Genomic DNA, 16,438 nt, shown 5'->3' on the forward strand with positions numbered 1-16,438 from the left:
ACCCCGCACCCCGCATGCCGGGGTCAGACCCCATGCGGGGTCTGACCCCTTCGGACTGGGGTTAGAACTTGTACGACGCCTTGACGTAGAAGGTGCGGCCCAGCGGATCCGTGTAGCGTGGATCGTAGCCGCTCTGGAACGTCGTGCCCTGGTTGGTGTACGGCGGCGCGGTGTCGAACAGGTTCTTGATGCCGACCGTGATGTCGGTGTTCTTGATCCCCGCATAGGTGCTCGACAATGAGTACGTCGAATACGCCCGCACATGGTGCTTGTAGGCGTCGTCGACGTCGTTCTCATCCTCGTAGCCGCTCAGGTACTTGTTGGCGAAGCTGGCGCTCCACGGCCCCCGCTTCCAGTTGATCGCGGCATTGTGCTTCCAGCGGAACACCGGCGACGAGTCGCCATACACACCGACGTTCTCGACAAACTCTCCCCCCGTCTCGTTCTGGTACTTGTAGCTGTGCACCCAGGTGCCGTCGAACTGCAACGTGAAGTCGCCCGCCGCCGTGCGCGGCAGTTTCCAGCGCAGGCTGGTGTCGATGCCCGAGGTCTTCACCTCGCCCAGATTGTCCAGCACCGCGTTCACATATTGCAGCGTCTTGCCGTCCGCCGAGTAGACGAAGTAGCTGGCGTATTTTTCGTAGTTCTCGAAGATCGTCGATTCCGACACGGTGCCGATCTTGTCGCGGATCTTGATGTTGAAGTAGTCCAGCGAGACGCTGAACGCGTTCGTCGGTTCGAACACCAGCCCCAGCGCGAAGGTCTTGGACTTCTCCGGGTTCAGGTTGACGTTGCCGCCGCTGCGGATGTATTGCTGCTGGTTGCAGGCGATGTTCGGATTGGCGCCGCCCACCGCCACGCCGCCCGGACACAGCGTCGGATCGTCGTACGAATTACTGGTGAAGGTCGACGTCGCCGGGCCGTGCAAATCGTACAGCGTCGGCGCGCGGAAGCCGGTGTTGTACGAGGTGCGCAGCATCAGCTGTCTGGTCGGTTGCCAGCGCAGCCCGAGTTTCGGGTTGAAGCTGCCGCCGACGTCGTTGTAGTGGTCGTAGCGCGCGGCCGCCGACAGTTCCAGCTCCTTGGCCAGCGGCACGCTCAGCTCCGAATACAGCGCGGCGATGTTGCGCTGGCCGGCCTGGTCCTGCGCATCGGCGTAGCCCGAGCTCGACGCCTGCGAGGCCAGTGCGGTGTTGACGTCGTAGCTCGCCTTGTCGTGGCGGAACTCGCTGCCGATGGCGAAGCCGACGCCGCCGGCCGGCAGTTGATAGATCTCGCGGCTGACCTTGGCGTCGACGCCGAGGCTGGTCATCTTGGCCGCCAGGTATTCGCCGCGCAGCTGCGCCGCGTCGATATAGGCCGTGCCTTCGGCCGATTGCGCGCCGAAGGGATTCAGCACGCCGCTCAGCACGCCCGCCTGCATCAGCGAGTCGTTGGTGTAGCCGCCGATGAAGGCGCTGGCGGCCTTGCTCACGCCCCAGGTCAGGCCGACGTTGTAGTCCCAGCCCGCCACCAGGCCTTCCGACGCCAGCACCAGCCGGTCGGAGATCGAGGTGTCGTAGCCCATGCGGTTGCCGGCGGCGACGGTGCGCCAGTTGATGCTCAGGTCTTCGCCGCTCAGGCCGGCCACCGCCGGCACGCCGCCGCTGCCGCCCGGATAGTAGGGACTGGCCGATGTCATCGTCAACCCGGTCAGCGGCGACGGCGCGATGCTGCTGGTGTTGGTGCTGCGGCTGTGCAGGTATTCAATCGTCGCGATATTGTCTTCGCTGAGCTTGAACGTGGCCTTGCCGAGGAAGGATTCCTGCTGCGTCTTCGGGATCGCCTGGATGTAGGCCACGGTGTCGGTGCGGCAGGTGCCGTTGGCGGCGTTGGCCACCAGTCCTTTGCCGACGCAGCCGCCGGCGTAGTACGGATTGCCGGTGATGCCGTTGTCCGAGTAGAAGTTGCCCGGCTGCGAGGTGCCGCTGCTGTTGTTGATGCCCCGGTCCGGCCGCACGCTGGTGCTGGCGAAGTCGCGGTCGGCTGCGGCCAGCGCGGTCTGCTTGTGCAGGTCGATCACGCCGAACAGGTTGTAGCCGTCCTTGTCGAGGTCGCCGATGCCGCCGGACAGGTTGAGCCGCGATTCGGCGCCGGCGCCGCTGGCCTGCGGCTGGAAGCGTTCGACGCTGACCGTGCCGCCGGTCACCGAGCGCTTGGTGATGAAGTTGATCACGCCGCCGATGGCGTCGGTGCCGTAGATCGCCGAGGCGCCGTCGCGCAGCACTTCGACCCGTTCCAGCGCCGACAGCGGAATCACGTTCAGGTCGACGCTGGAGCCGTTGAACGGATGGCTGGCGATGCGGCGGCCGTTCAACAGCACCAGCGTCTTGTTGCTGCCGAGACCGCGCAGGTCGGCGGTGGCGATGCCGCCGGTGCCGGAGCCGACCGACTGGCTGCTGCCGGTCGAGCTTTGGTTCATCGAGATGGTGTTCATCACCTCGGCGGCGGTGGTCAGGCCTTGCTTTTCGAAATCCGAGGCCTTGATGGTGGTGATCGGCAATGCCGTTTCCGACGCCAGACGTTTGATGCTGGAACCGGTCACTTCAACCCGCTGGATAGGCGCGTCGTCGCTGGACTGGGCGATGGCGGCGTGCATGCCGACGACGAGTCCGCCGGCGAACATCACGCGCAAGGAACGGGATAGCGCTCTTTCAATCATCATTGTTGTAACTCCTGCTGTGTTGGGATGGGTGCGTTGTGAAGGCAGGCCATCAGAACATCGGCGGGAGGGCGGAACAATGACGCTTCGCTAACTGTGCGGATATGCCACAGTAAGCAAACGCTCACAGCTGTAAAGGCGGTTTTGCGGCATATTGATGTGCAACGCGCCTTGCCGCGGCAAGGCGCGCTTACATCCGGTCACATGCGCTAAGAACTTAACGCCGTGCCGCGTGGTGTAAATTTTTGCCGTTGTCAAAACTTGTACGTCAGCCGCGCGTAATAGGTGCGGCCCAGCGGATCGGTGTAGCGCGGATCGTAACCCTGCTGGAAGGTGGTGCTCTGGTTGGAGAACGGCGGATCCTCGTCGAACAGGTTGCGCACGCCGAGCGTGAAGTCGACGTTCTTGATGCCGGTGTAGTTGCCCGACAGCGACCAGGTCGAGTATTCCTTGACCTTGTTGGTGAACTCGGGATCGACGCCGTTCTGGTCGGTGTAGCCGGACATGTAGCGGTTGGTCAGCGACGCGCCCCACGGCCCCAGGTTCCAGTTGACGGTGGCGTTGTGGCGCCAGCGGAACACCGGCGTGGCGTCGGCGTAGCGGCCGACGTTCTCGATGAACTCGCCGCCCGGCTCGTTCTGGTAATCGTACTTGCGCACCCAGGTGCCGTCGAACTGCAGGCTGAGCCCGCCCCAGCGCTGGCGCGGCAGCCGCCACAGCACGCTGGCGTCGATGCCGGCGGTCTTGACCTCGCCGAGGTTGTTGGTGATCAGCGAGACATAGTCGAGCCGGGTGCCGGCGGCGTTGTACTGGAACAGCGACTGGTACTTCGGATAGTTGTTGAACACCGACTGTTCCGCCAGCGAATTGATCTGGTTCTTCAGCTCGATGTTCCAGTAGTCGAGCGACAGCGTCACCTCCTTGAGCGGCTCGAACACCACGCCGGCGCTGTAGGTCTTGGAGCGCTCCGGCCGCACGTCCGGGTTGCCGCCCTGGCGCACGTTCTGCTGCTGGTCGCAGGTCAGGTTGGGGTTGGCGCCGGGCACCGGCACGCCGCCGGGACACAGCACCGGATCGTTCCACGGGTCGGACGAATTGGTCACCGTCTGCGGCCCGCGCAGGTCGAACAGGGTCGGCGCGCGGAAGCCGCGGTTCCACGAGGCGCGCAACAGCAGCGGCGTCACCGGCTGGTAGCGCACGCTGATCTTCGGCGTGAAGCTGTGGCCGACGTCGTCGTAATGGTCGTAGCGGCCGGCCGCGTTCAGCTCCAGGCCCTTGATGACCGGCACGTTGATCTCGCTGAAGATCGCGTAGATCTTGCGTTGCCCGGTCTGGTCCTGGGCGTCGGCGTAGCCGGAGCTGGAGGCTTGCGACGCCAGCTCGCGGTTGACGGTGTAGATCGCCTTTTCCTTGCGCGCCTCGGCGCCCAGCGCGAAGCCGACGCCGCCGGCCGGCAGCGTATAGATGTCGCTGCGGCTGGCGCGCAGGTCGAGCGAGGTGGCGCGCATGCGCGCGCGCAGGTACTCGCCGATCAGCAGCGAGTTCTGCAGGTAGGCCAGGCCGGCCGGGCTTTGCTCGCCGAAGGGATTGAGCAGGCCGCTGCCGACGCCGTCGATCATGCGCTGGTCGATCACGTAGCCGCCGCTGAAGGCGCCGGTGGCCTGGCTGATCGAATGGTTCAGGCCGGCGCTATAGTCCCAGCCGTACAGCACGCCCTCGGCGCTGAGCACCAGCCGGTCCGAGGTGCTGGTCGCGTAGTCGACGCGGCGCCCGGTCACCAGCGGCCGCCAGCTGACGTCGAGGTCTTCGCCGGTCAGGCCGTCCACCGCCGGCACGCCGGCGCTGCCGCCCGGATAGTAGGGACTGGTGGAGTGCATGATCAGGCCGATGCCGGCCAGCGGCGGCGGCGCCACCCGCGCTTCGTTGGTGCTGCGCGCGTGCAGCGCCTCGACCGCCAGCGTGTGGTCGGGGGTGAGCTGGAAGGTCAGCCGGCCCATGTACGATTCCTGCTTGGCGTACGGAATGTCGTCGACCTCGCGCGTGTAGTCGTAGCGGCAGGTCGGCGAGCCGGTGGTGTTGGGGATCGAGGCCGGCGGCAGGCAGCCGGTGGCGAACGAGGGGTTGCCGCTGATGCCTTCGTCGGAAAAGAAGTTGGCGGGGAAGGGCGTGCCGCTGGTCTGGCTGACGCCGCGGCTGGGGATCACGCCGCTGGCCGAGAACGGCCGCGCGGTGGCCGCCAGCGCCTGTTGCCTGTGCACGTCGGCCACGCCGAACAGGTTGAAGCCGTCGGTGGCCAGGTCGCCGAAGCCGCCGCTGAGATTGACGCGCCGCTCGGCGCCGCCGCCGCTCTCTTCGGGCTGGTAGGCTTCGACCGTCACCGCGCCGCCCTTGACCTGGCGCTTGGTGATGAAGTTGACCACGCCGCCGATGGCGTCGCTGCCGTACACCGCCGAAGCGCCGTCGCGCAGGATCTCGACCCGGTCCAGCGCCGACAGCGGAATCACGTTCAGGTCGACGCTGTCGCCGTTGAACGGATGCGAGGCGATGCGGCGGCCGTTGAGCAGCACCAGCGTGCGTTGCCCGCCGAGGCCGCGCAAATCGGCCTGCGACTGGCCGCCGGTGCCGAGCCCGACCGACTGGCTGCTCGACACCGAGGTCTGGTTCATCGGTATCGTGTTGAGCACCTGCTGCGCCGTGGTCAGGCCCTGGCGCGCGAAGTCCTCGGCGCGCACCGAGGTGATCGGCAACGAGGTTTCGCTGGCCAGGCGGCGGATCGACGAGCCGGTGATTTCCACCCGCTGCAGCGTCTCCGCCGGCGCGTCCGGCGGCGGGTTGTCCTGCGCGCCGGCGTGCGCCGCCGCCAGCGCGCCGCCGAGGGCCAGCCAGCGTATCAGTTGCGATAAGGGTCGTTCGCTCATCATGATCTCCGGTAAGGTGTGCAAGGTTGCAGTCTTGCGGGGATCATCCGCAGCAAATATGATATTCGTCACGTGTGCGCGCTTGACCTTGAAAATAGCGTGGCCGGGCTCGCTCGTTATGTGGCGGTCGCGCCACAGCTTGCGGCGCGGCTATTTCCCCGGCGCAGCGATAAATGACTTGCCAAGCGGCGCGGGTTGTTGTTATAGTCGTTCGACACTTACGGAACTTCCATGACCCACTTCTTCTTTACCGGCTATTTTTACTTTAGCGATTCCAACCCAAAGGCGGTGGAGTAGCGGCCGGTGCACGTAGAAGCAAAGACGAGTTCCAGCAAATTCCTGAAAAACCGCCTCCCCCGAGGCGGTTTTTTTTTACCCCATCATTTTGGAGAACAGCATGCCCCGTACCGATGATTTGCGCATCCGCGAGATGAAGGAATTGACCCCGCCGTCCCACCTGATCCGCGAGTTCGCCTGCACCGAGGCGGCCGAGCAGACGGCGGCCAACGCCCGCATCGCGCTGCACCGCATCCTGCACGGCCAGGACGACCGCTTGATGGTGGTGATCGGCCCGTGCTCGATCCACGATCCGAAGGCGGCGATGGAATACGCCAACCGCCTGATCCAGCTGCGCCGCGAGCTGGCCGGCGACCTCGAGATCGTGATGCGGGTCTACTTCGAGAAACCGCGCACCACGGTCGGCTGGAAAGGCATGATCAACGACCCGTACATGGACAACAGCTTCCGCATCAACGACGGCCTGCGCATGGCGCGCGAGCTGCTGCGCGACATCAACGAGCTGGGCCTGCCGGCCGGCACCGAATTCCTCGACGTCATCAGCCCGCAATACATCGCCGACCTGATCAGCTGGGGCGCGATCGGCGCCCGCACCACCGAATCGCAGGTGCACCGCGAGCTGGCGTCCGGCCTGTCGTGCCCGGTCGGCTTCAAGAACGGCACCGACGGCAACGTCAAGATCGCGGTGGAAGCGATCAAGGCCGCGTCGCAGCCGCACCATTTCCTGTCGGTCACCAAGGGCGGCCACTCGGCCATCGTCTCGACCAACGGCAACGAGGATTGCCACATCATCCTGCGCGGCGGCAAGGCGCCGAACTACGACGCCGCCAGCGTCGAGGAAGCCTGCAAGGCCATCGCCGCGCAAGGCCTGGCGGCGCGCCTGATGATCGACGCCTCGCACGCCAACAGCTCGAAGAAACCGGAGAACCAGGTGCCGGTGTGCGCCGACATCGCGACCCAGGTGGCGGGCGGCGACAACCGCATCGTCGGCGTCATGGTGGAGTCGCACCTGGTCGCCGGGCGCCAGGATTTGGTGCCGGGCAAGGAACTGACCTACGGGCAATCCGTCACCGACGGCTGCATCGATTGGGACAGCAGCGTGCAGGTGTTGCATGGCCTGGCGGCCGCCGTGCGCCAGCGCCGCCTGTCGACGCAGGCGGCCGAAGCTGCCTGCAAGTAATCAAACGGCCCCAATGGCTGATTGGGGCCGTTTCTTTTTGCATCCGACTAGCAAGGCTGTTGTAAGCGCGCCAAAATAGCGCGCGCTTCGATTGACAGTTAATTCCTGCACATGTTTTTATATAAAACATGGCCGGTGTCGTTGAACACCTTCCTCAGAGAAATCACCACTTCACGCAAGAACCCCGCTCCGCTGCCGGCCCGGCAACGGACGTTGGACCGGTGCATTTAAAAAATGGAGGTTTGAGATGATTCAAGAAAAAATGTTGTCCCGTTCGCTGCGTCTGCTGTTCGCCGGCGGCCTCGGCCTCGCGGCGCTGCCGGCGCTGGCGCAGGACGCGACCGTGCAGGCGGAACAGGCCGCGCCGGCCACGCCGGCCGAGGCGCAGCCGGTGGCGCGGGTCGAGATCACCGGCTCGTCGATCAAGCGCATCGCCAAGGAGGGCGCGCTGCCGGTGCAGGTGCTGACCCAGGCCGAGATCAAACAGACCGGCGCCACCTCGGCCACCGAACTGATCCAGATGCTGCCGTCGATGCAGGGCTTCGTGCCATCGTCAAGCTCGGTCAACGGCGGCGGCGCCGGCGTCACCACGGCGGCCTTGCACTCGCTGCCGTCGAAATACACGCTGGTGCTGCTCGACGGCCAGCGCGTGGCGCCGAGCGCGATCGGCTCGGGGCAGGGCGGCGGCTACGCGGTCAACATCTCCAGCATTCCGCTGGAGGCGGTGGAGCGGATCGAGATCCTCGGCGACGGCGCCTCGGCGCTGTACGGCTCGGACGCGATCGCCGGCGTGGTCAACTTCATCCTGAAAAAGAACCTGACCACCGGCGAAGCCTACGCCACCTACGGCCAGCCGAAGAAGAACGGCGGCGAGTGGAGCAGCGCCGGCGTCACCAAGGGCTGGGGCGACCTCGAGACCGACGGCTGGAACGTGCTGGCCTCGTACAGCCACGACGAGCAGCAGCGCCTGACCGCGCTGCAGCGCGACTTCTCGGCGCCGGGCGCGTTCTTCAGGTTCAGCAGCGGCGGCAAACAGTACTACTTCGACCAGCGCACCGGCAACACCGAGCCGGCCAACATCACCTTCAACGCGCGCCCGATCGGCTCGACCGCCGACACCGCCGGCTACGCCATCAATCCCTACCTGGCCGCCAACGGCAATTGCGGCGGTCCGCTGGCCGGGCCGCTGGGCACGCAGTGCCGCTTCAACTACGCGGCGACGGTGGAGAACGTCCCCGGCAGCCACCGCGACAGCGGCCTGCTGAAGGGCAGCCTGAAGCTCAACGACAGCACCACCGCCTGGGCCGAGCTGGTGCTGTCGAGCTATTCGATGACCGCGCAGTACGCGCCGTCGGCGCAGCCGATGGGCGTCAACGCCACCACCCGCTTCCCGGCGCTGTATGCGCGCTACGTCACGCCCTACCTGGCCGCGAACGGCCTGGAGAACCCGACCGGCGACGCCACGCTGGGCTACCGTTCGGTGCTGATCGGCGGCCGCGCCGACGAGTACAAGACCGACGCGCGCCACTTCGCCACCGGCATCGACGGCAACGCCTTCGGCTGGGGCTACAACGCCAGCCTGATCCTGTCGGAAACCGAGATCAAGGACAAGGCCGCCGGTGGCTACGCCGACTTCGAGAAGCTGGAGGCGCTGGTCTCGGCCGGGCAGTACGATCCGGTCACCGGTGTCGGCGCCGAGCTGCTGGTGCCGACACTGCTCAACGGCACCACCTTCTCCAAGACCACCTCCAAGCTCAACACCATCCACGTCGGCGCCCAGCACGACCTGTTCGTGCTGCCGGGCGGCACCTCGATCATCTCGCTGGGCGGCGACTATTCGAAGACCCGCTACGAGATCGACTACAACCCGCTGATCCTGGCCAACTCCGGCTATGCGACCCAGCCGGCGTCGCCCAACTATCCGGTCGGCGGCAACTACGGCCAGGTGCCGTTCGACGCCAAGCGCGACAACTGGGGCGTGTTCACCGAGCTGCTGTTCCCGATCCATAAAACCTTCGAAGCCACCGTCTCCGGCCGCTACGACAAATACGACAACGTCAAGAGCAACTACGTGTTCGCCACCCAGCCGGACGCCAGCGGGCTGATCCCGCGCCTGGCCGGCGGCGAACTGGGCAACAGCTCCAACGCCGGCACCTACAAGGTCAGCGCGCGCTGGACCCCGATCGACACGGTGCTGGTGCGCGGCGCCTATGGGCGCGGCTTCAAGGCGCCGAACCTGAACGACATCGCCGGCTCCAACACCTTCTTCGGCAGTACCGCCGGCAGCTACGCCTGCCCGTTCCCGGGTTCCCCCGGCTGCCAGGTGGGCCAGGCGCAGTATGACCTGCTGACCGGCCCCAACGGCCAGAGCGGCGACGCCGGCCTGCAACCCGAGAAGTCCAAACAATGGACCTTCGGCGGCCGCGTCGAGCCGCTGACCGGGCTGTCGCTGGGCCTCGACCTGTGGAACGTGCAGATCCGCAACCAGGTGCTGTCGGCCGGCGTGCCGGAGCAGGTCGGTTTCGCCAACGCGCAGCAGTACCGCAACCTGTTCGTCAATCCGTATCCGGATCCGGCCGGCTACACCACCATCGCCTACCTGCTGGCGCCGATCAACGGCGGGGTCGCCAACTACCGTGGCGTCGACTGGGACTTCAGCTACCGCAAGCGCACCGGCTTCGGCGATGTGCGCGGCTCGTGGAACGGCACCTACATGCTCAAGCAGAACTACACGCTGCAGGCCGGCGGCGAGGTCAACAGCGACCTCGGCCAGTTCGGTCCGGACAACGCGGTGGTGTTCCGGGTGCAGAGCAACCTGACGCTGAGCCTGACCAACGGCAAGCTGAGCAACGCGCTGACGGTGCATTACAAGTCCGGCTACCACGACCAGAAATACCCGATCGACACGGCGGTGTTCGCCGTCAACCCGGACGGCAGCCGGGGCGACACGGTGGCCTTCGACGGCCTGTGGACGCCGTCGTACACCACCTTCGACTGGCAGGGCAAGTATGACTTCGGCCGGGTGGTGCTGACCGCCGGCATCAAGAACCTGTTCGACCGCGACCCGCCGTTCACGCTGCAGAACGCCGGCGGCGGCAACCAGATCGGCTACGACGGCCGCTACGCCGATCCGGCCGGCCGCTCCTTCTACATCACCGGCAACCTCAAGTTCTGAGCGTAACGCCGGACGAAAAAAAGGGGCCTCCGAGGAGGCCCCTTTTCATGCGTGCCGACTGATCAGAACTTGTAGTTGGCGGTCAGGTAGAACTGGCGGCCCAGCGGGTCGGTGTAGCGGCCATCGTAACCGGCCTGGTTGCCGCCGCCGACGTTGCGGACGGTGAACGGCGGATCGCGGTCGAACAGGTTCTTGATGCCGGCGGTCAGCGTGAACTGCTTGCTCAGCTGGGCGCGGGTCTGCCAATCGAACGTGGTGTACGAGCTGACCTTGCGCGAGAACGGCACGTAGTCGCCCAGCGAACCGTCGGCCAGCACTTCACGCACCACCGAGTCGTCCTCGGTGTACACCTGGTCCAGATAGCCGGAACGGTAGTTGGCGGTCAGCGAGTGCATGAACATGCTGGTGCGCAGCGACGCGGTCAGCTTCGAGATCCAGCGGAAGTTCACGTCCGAGTAGGAGTTGAAGCGGCCGATGTTTTTCTCGACGCCGCTTTCCGGCGTTTCCTGTTCCGACTTGCTCAGGTAGGTACCGGTCCACTGCACCGCGACCTTGCCGAAGGCGGTCGAGGTCTTGTAGGTATGATCCCAGTCGATGCCCTGGAAGTGCGAGCTGGCCAGGTTGAACGGGGTCAGCGCGGCGACCAGCACGTTCTGCTTCTGGATCGGATCGAAGTAGACGCGGATCAGGCTGTCGTACAGCGCTGGATTGTTGAACACCAGGTCTTCCGACAGGGTCTGGATCTGGTTGGTCAGCTTGACATCCCACACGTCGAAACCGAACGACAGGCTGGCGGTCGGTTCGAAGCGGAAGCCCAGCGTGGCTTGCTTCGATTCTTCCGGACGCAGCGAGCCTTCGCCGGTCGAAGCGTTGCCGCCGGTCAGCAGGCCGTATTCCGACGAGCCGCTCACGCACAATGGATAGCGTGGGTCGCTGGTGACCTTGATCGGGCAGGCGTGGAACGCCGACGAACCGTTGTTGACCAGCGGCTTGACGATGTTGGCCATGGTCGGCGCCTTGAAGCCGGTGCCGTAGGAACCGCGGATCAGCAGCGATTCCACCGGATTCCAGCGCAGCGCCAGCTTGTAGGTGGCCTTGCTGGCCGATTCGCCCTGCTTGCCCGGTGCGATCAGGTTGCCGGCGGAGTCGAAGTTCTTGTCGTTCTTGACGGCCTGGAAATCATCGTAGCGGGTCGACGCGGTCAGGTCCATGTTCTTCAGGACCGGCACCAGCAACTCGCCGTAGGCGCCCCAGCTCTTGCGGCTGGCGTCGATCGGCAAGGCGCCGGCGCTGCCGCCGACGATGGCGTCGGTGAAGTTCGGCTGTTGCTTGTTGGTGCCTTGCGAGAACGCGTCCGGCGCTTCCGAGTATTTCTGCTCGGTCAAGTCGGCGCCCAGCGCCAGTTGCGCCGGGCCGGCCGGCAGCTTGAACACCTCGGTCACCGCGCTGGCCTGCAGCATGTTGATGGTGGACTTGGTTTCGTTGAACTGGTTGTGCAGCACGGCCGGGGCCAGCACCGCTTTGGCGGCGTCGCTTGGCGGCGCGAACGGATCGAACTTGCCGGAGGTGACCAGGGCGTCGAAGGCGTCCAGGCTCATGTAGCCGCCGGCGGCGGTGTCGGTCTGTTTGTTGTCCGAGTGGGTGAACGCGGCGTGGTAGTCGAAGTTCTTGTAGCTGCCGTCGACGCCGAAGGCGAGGTGGCGCGCTTCGGTCTTGTATTCGTCGGCGCGGCCGCCGGCGTCCACCAGACGCAGGTTCATGGTCACGCCGGTGACGGAGGCCGGATTGGTGATGCCGAGGCGGGCCAGGTAGGGCGCGATCGATTTGGCGTACAGCGCGCTGGTCAGCGGCACGCCCAGCGGTTGCGCCGGCGCGGCGTATTGCGCGGTGTTGCTGAACGACGAACCCAGCGCTTCGGCGAAGAAGTTGGTGCTTTCGTTGATCTTGTAGTTCAGCGAGGCGAACACGCTGTCGCGTTTCAGCGACGGGGTGTTCTGCACCGTCGCGGCGTAGTCGTACAGGCAGCGGTTGCCGACCTTGAACAGGTTGGCGCCGTTGCAGGCGCCGGTGGCGAACAGGTTGGGGCTGAACGCGGCGCTGCTGGCGGTGCCGGCGGCGTTGGTGTAGCGCACGGTGGCGGTGCCCGGGATCGAGTTCGAGCTCAGCTGGTACAAGCTGTATTTCTTGCCGTCCGAGGTGAACGGAATCACGCCGCTCTTGGAAAAGTCGAAGTCGCGCGCCCACGAGGCGGTGGTCTCGTCGTGCGAGCCCGACACCAGGATGTTGTAGCCGTCCTTGTCGAGGTCGCCCCAGCCCTTGGAAATGGTGGCGGTCGAGGTCTGGCCGGCGCTGCGTTTCGGCTGCTGGTAGGACGCTTCGATGATGGCGTCGGTCTGGTTTTTCTTGAGGATGAAGTTGACCACGCCGGCGATGGCGTCGGAGCCGTACAGCGTGTTGGCGCCGTCGGTCAGGATCTCGACGCGCTCGACCGCCGCCAGCGGGATGCTGGCCAGGTTGACGGTGGCGCCGGAATTGGCGGGCGCCAGACGGCGGCCGTTCAGCAGCACCAGCGTGTAGCCTTCGCCGATGCCGTGGATCGACGCGGTCTGCAGACCGCCGCCGCCGCCGTTGACCGACATCGACGAGGTGGTGAAACCTTGCATCGACGGCAGCGTGGCGATCAGGTCGGCGACGTTGGAGGCGCCGGTCTGTTCGATCTGCGCCTTCGACAGCGTCTGCACCGGCAGCGCGCCTTCGGCGGTGATGCGCTTGATGCTCGAACCGGTGATCTCCACGCGCTGGACCGGCGCGTCGGTGGTTTGCGCCACGGCGGCATGCATGCCCAGGACCAGTCCACTGGCGCAGATCAGGCGTACCGATCGCGCCAATACAGTTTCAACCATCATTATGTAGCTCCCAAAATTTGAACACGGCTGGATGTGATTTTTATGTAGTCGATTTCAGCGGCTGGACCGGCACCGCAAAAAAAGCATGAAAGTTCTTTTCATTTCTGCATCAAAGCATTCGCCGTTCTTCGCTGTCAACGTTAAAACATCTATACAACTTGCGCCAAATTCGCCCGAAATCCGCTCTAATTTGGTGCGAGTGGGTGTGTTTCCGTTGGAAAAATTGGTTTACTATCAAAAATTAAGTGATTTGTATTGAAAAAGTGCAACATGGTGGTGCAAGCATGTTGTGTGAAACTGCATCAATGCTGAAACATAACGTTACATTTTTGCGACAAAGCGCCCGGCGTAAAAAAACCCGGACGCGCCCAAGGGCGGGTCCGGGTCGACGTCACCGCCGGGCTATCAGAACTTGTAAGAACCGCTCAGATAGAAGGTGCGGCCCAGCGCGCTGGAGTACGACGGGTTGTAGCCGATCTGGTGCGAACCGGTGTTGCGCAGCGAGAACGGCGGATTGCGGTCGAACAGATTGATCGCGCCGGCCGTGATCTCCACGTTCTTCAGCGGACGGTAGGCCGTCTGCAGGTCGAAGGTGGTGTAGCTCGGCACTTCCAGCGTGATGTCGTAGCACGACTGCGCCGCGTCGGCCGTGGTCACCGCGCAATCGTCGGCGTTCTGGTGCTTGTCGGTGTAGCCATTGCGGTAGTTGGCGATCAGCGTATGGGTCCACTGCGCGTTTTCCCACGAGCTGCTGGCCTTGATGATGTTGCGGAAGCTGACCTTGTCGTTCGAACCGTAACGGTTCAGGCTGGTCTCCCACTGGTCGTCGGTGCCCGGCGTGGTGTAGCGCGAGCGCAGCAGGTAGGTGCCGGCCAGACGGTTGGTCAGGCGGCCGTCGAACAGCTTGGTCTTCTGCGTGAAGTCGTAGTCGATGCCACGGTTTTCCACCTTGCCGATGTTAATCGGCAGCAGCTTGATCGCCAGCACGTCCAGCCCGGTCGAGCCGATGTGCTTGGTGGTGAACAGGTTGGCGTACTTGGCCGGGTTCTGGAAGATCAGGCCTTCGGACACCGAAGTCACCTGGTCGCGGATCTCGACGTTCCACAGGTCCAGCGCGACGCTGGTGCTGCTGGTCGGCTCCCACACGGCGCCGATCGACCATTGCTTGGATTTCTCCGGCTTCAGGTCCGGGTTGCCGCCCTGGAACACTTCGAACTGCCCACGGCCGCTTTCGCAGAACTTGGCCAGTGGGTGGTTGGCCAGGCCGTTGGCGGCGGTCAGCGGGCAGCCGTAGGTGCCGCCGGTGACGCCGAACTCTTCCAGCGGACCGGCGATCTCGGTCATGCTGGCGGCGCGGAAGCCGGAGCCGGTGGCGGCGCGCAGCATCAGGTTGCTGGCGGCCGAGTACTTGGCCGATACTTTATACGTGCCCGCGCTGGCGGAGTCGCCGACGTCGTGGCCGGCCAGCTGGTCCTTGACCGCGCCGATGTGGTCCCAGCGGCCGGAGGCCGTCAGTTCCAGCTTTTTGCTGATCGGCATCAGCAGCTCGGCGAAGGCGCCGCCGTTGGCGCGCTGGTAGCTGTTGTCGAACACCGGGCTGTCGAACAGGATCAGCGCGTTCTTGGCCACGCTTTCCTGGTCGGTGTTGAAGCTGGTGACGCGGTAGTCGGCGCCGACCGCCAGGATGGCGCTGCCGCCGCCCAGCTGGAACACCGGACGCGAGGCGTGCGCGTCGGCGCTCTTCATGACCACGGTCTGGGTGTTGTACAGGCCGCTGAAGCCGGTGCTGTTGAGCTTGTCGCGCATCGCTTGCGGCATCCCGCCCTGGGCGTAGGCGAACGGGTCGAACTCGCCGCTGTCGAGCAGGGTCTGGAACTTGTCGGCCAGCGGGAAGCCGCCCAGGTACTTCTGTTCCTGCTTGTTGCGCGACCAGGTCAGCGCCGAATTGACGTCCCAGCCGAAAGCGGTGCCGTCGACGCCGCCGACCAGGTGTGCGGCCTTGGTGCCGTATTCGTAGCCACGGTTGCCCATTTCATACAGGCGGTACTTGACCGCCACCGAGGTGACGCCGGCGCGCTGCTCCGGGGTCAGGTAGGGCGAAACGTACTTGTTGTACAGCGGCGAGCCGGCCGCCAGCGAGAAGTCGGCCGGGTAGGGCGCGATGCGGGCGGTGATCTTGGCTTCGGTGTAGGCGGCGTCGAAGAAGCCCTTGAAGCCGCTGTTGCCCAGCTTCAGGCTGCCCGAGCTGAAGATCGAATCGCGGCTCGATTCCGGATTGATCTCGATGGTCGAGGTGTAATCGTAGTAGCACTGGCCGTCGCCGAAGGCGTCGACGTTGACCGGCGCGCACTTGCCGTTGATCAGCGCGTACGGGTTCAGGTTGACGGTCTGCGCGTCGCCCTTGGCGTCCTTGTACTTGACGGCGGCGTTGGCCGGGATTGCGCGCGACGAACCGTTAAGGAATTGCAGCGCCTTGCCGTTCTTCGGATCGGTGAAGTTGATCATGCCGGTCTTGGCGAAATCGCGGTCCGACGCCTTCAGGCGTTTCTGCTCGTCGTGGCTGAGCGAGACGAACACGCTGTAGCCGTCTTCCTCGTAGTCGCCGAAGCCCTTGCTCAGGCTGACCGAATTGGAGCGGCCGCCTTTTTCCTCAGGGGCGGAATACTTGGCGTTGATTTCCCACGGCGCCGCGCCCTTTTTCAGGATGAAGTTGATGACGCCGGCGATCGCGTCGGCGCCGTACAGCGCCGAGGCGCCGTCGGTCAGCACTTCAACCCGCTCGATGGCCGACAGGGGAATCGAATTCAGGTCGATCACGGTGCCGGAGTTGGCCGGCGCGATGCGGCGGCCGTTCAGCAGCACCAGCGTGTAGGACGCGCCGATATCGTGGATCGAGGCGGTGGTGACGCCACCGCCGCCGCCGCCGACCGAGTCGGCCGCGACCGAGAAGCCCTGCATCGCCGGCAGTTGCTGGATGAAGTCGGTCACGGTGGTGACGCCGGACTTCTTGATGTCTTTCTGGCTGAACGATTGCACCGGCAGCGAGGACTCGGCGGCGATGCGCTTGATGCTGGAGCCGGTGATTTCAACGCGTTGCATCGCCGGTTCCGCGGCGTCCTGGGCGAAGGCTTGGCCCAGGGTCATGGCCAGTCCGCCGGCAAACATCGCGCGCAGCGAACGGGACAGGATTGTTTCTTTGATCATCTTGCTCTTACTCTCTTCTTAAAGTGAAAAAAGGACAGCGATCGCTCGCCGTCCTTT

The 16,438-nt window shown here is 65.0% G+C and carries 6 protein-coding genes; 2 read left to right on the top strand and 4 right to left on the bottom strand.

Annotated elements, in window-relative coordinates; translation table 11 throughout:
- Positions 1 to 61: 61 nt before the first annotated feature.
- Both GW587_RS17255 and GW587_RS17260 read right to left on the bottom strand, forming a co-directional pair.
- Entirely contained in the window at positions 62 to 2,704 is a 2,643-nt protein-coding gene (locus GW587_RS17255; RefSeq protein WP_166105487.1) for a TonB-dependent receptor, read from the bottom strand.
- A gap of 251 nt (positions 2,705 to 2,955) precedes the next feature.
- Positions 2,956 to 5,622 (bottom strand): TonB-dependent receptor, encoded by a 2,667-nt coding sequence (locus tag GW587_RS17260; RefSeq protein ID WP_166105489.1) that lies wholly within the window; start codon positions 5,620 to 5,622, stop codon positions 2,956 to 2,958.
- Between the two features lie 394 nt (positions 5,623 to 6,016).
- Here GW587_RS17260 and aroG point away from each other — a divergent pair, with 394 nt between their 5' ends.
- Both aroG and GW587_RS17270 read left to right on the top strand, forming a co-directional pair.
- Positions 6,017 to 7,096: a 3-deoxy-7-phosphoheptulonate synthase AroG gene (gene aroG / locus GW587_RS17265; RefSeq protein ID WP_166105491.1), complete on the top strand. Its 1,080-nt coding sequence runs from the start codon at positions 6,017 to 6,019 to the stop codon at positions 7,094 to 7,096.
- Positions 7,097 to 7,343: 247 nt separating this feature from the next.
- Positions 7,344 to 10,271 (top strand): TonB-dependent receptor plug domain-containing protein, encoded by a 2,928-nt coding sequence (locus tag GW587_RS17270; RefSeq protein ID WP_166105493.1) that lies wholly within the window; start codon positions 7,344 to 7,346, stop codon positions 10,269 to 10,271.
- A gap of 62 nt (positions 10,272 to 10,333) precedes the next feature.
- Here GW587_RS17270 and GW587_RS17275 read toward each other — a convergent pair whose 3' ends face one another.
- Positions 10,334 to 13,177: a TonB-dependent receptor domain-containing protein gene (locus GW587_RS17275; protein ID WP_166105495.1), complete on the bottom strand. Its 2,844-nt coding sequence runs from the start codon at positions 13,175 to 13,177 to the stop codon at positions 10,334 to 10,336.
- A 405-nt stretch (positions 13,178 to 13,582) separates the two neighbouring features.
- Complete coding sequence (locus GW587_RS17280) at positions 13,583 to 16,381, bottom strand: TonB-dependent receptor (RefSeq protein ID WP_166105497.1); 2,799 nt, start codon at positions 16,379 to 16,381, stop codon at positions 13,583 to 13,585.
- Between the last annotated feature and the right edge of the window lie 57 nt (positions 16,382 to 16,438).

The organism is Duganella aceris (assembly GCF_011090165.1).
Classification (GTDB): domain Bacteria; phylum Pseudomonadota; class Gammaproteobacteria; order Burkholderiales; family Burkholderiaceae_D; genus Rugamonas; species Rugamonas aceris.

What these genes read in the sequence shown, in the direction of transcription:
- GW587_RS17255 (WP_166105487.1), bottom strand. Translation starts at nt 2,704, where the DNA reads ATGATGATTGAAAGAGCGCTATCCCGTTCCTTGCGCGTGATGTTCGCC.
- GW587_RS17260 (WP_166105489.1), bottom strand. Translation starts at nt 5,622, where the DNA reads ATGATGAGCGAACGACCCTTATCGCAACTGATACGCTGGCTGGCCCTC.
- aroG (WP_166105491.1), top strand. Translation starts at nt 6,017, where the DNA reads ATGCCCCGTACCGATGATTTGCGCATCCGCGAGATGAAGGAATTGACC.
- GW587_RS17270 (WP_166105493.1), top strand. Translation starts at nt 7,344, where the DNA reads ATGATTCAAGAAAAAATGTTGTCCCGTTCGCTGCGTCTGCTGTTCGCC.
- GW587_RS17275 (WP_166105495.1), bottom strand. Translation starts at nt 13,177, where the DNA reads ATGATGGTTGAAACTGTATTGGCGCGATCGGTACGCCTGATCTGCGCC.
- GW587_RS17280 (WP_166105497.1), bottom strand. Translation starts at nt 16,381, where the DNA reads ATGATCAAAGAAACAATCCTGTCCCGTTCGCTGCGCGCGATGTTTGCC.